At 51.5% G+C, this 620-nt stretch carries 1 tRNA gene; it reads left to right on the top strand.

The annotated features are described in order from the left end of the window. The first annotated feature begins 213 nt into the window (after nucleotides 1-213). Nucleotides 214-286: transfer RNA gene (locus HJV72_RS18790), tRNA-Ala, on the top strand. Nucleotides 287-620 lie beyond the last annotated feature (334 nt).

Genomic DNA, 620 nt, shown 5'->3' with positions numbered 1-620 from the left:
CACTTAAGCCCATGTAAGCAAGCCTTCGCCCAAGGAGGTAAGGCCCGCTTAAGCCCATGTAAGCAAGCCTTCATCTGAGGAGGTAAGGCCCACTTAAGCCCATGTAAGCAAGCCTTCGCCCAAGGAGGTAAGGCCCGCTTAAGCCTATGTAAGCAAGCCTTCGCCTGGAAAGGAAAGGCGGCTGCAACTGAATAGGGACAGACAATACCAGACGGGGGATTAGCTCAGTTGGGAGAGCGCCTGCCTTGCAAGCAGGAGGTCACGAGTTCGAATCTCGTATTCTCCATTGATGCAGAACAGCGCATCAGCCATGTACCTTGAAAACTGCATACGAGAAAGGGTCATATCATCGCTGACAAGCAGATGGTATGGCACGATTAAATATCTTAATTTAATCAAGACATCCGAGGTAATGTTAGCAACATTAACCGATATTCGAGACAACGAATCGAAAAAACATCCTGCCAGGCGTTAGCGGCCCGGCGGGTATTACCTGAGAAGCCAGCACATGCCACGCTAGGCATGTGGAGCGGAAGGAGGCACACCCGTACCTCCCGAGGCGAGCTGGTCATGCTAGAAAGAGCATATGGTGGATGCCTTGGCACTAAGAGCCGATGAAA

The organism is Extibacter sp. GGCC_0201 (assembly GCF_017566055.1).
Classification (GTDB): domain Bacteria; phylum Bacillota; class Clostridia; order Lachnospirales; family Lachnospiraceae; genus Extibacter.
Note: the sequence above shows the minus strand (reverse complement) of the source record. Positions and strands in the feature narration are given on the sequence as shown.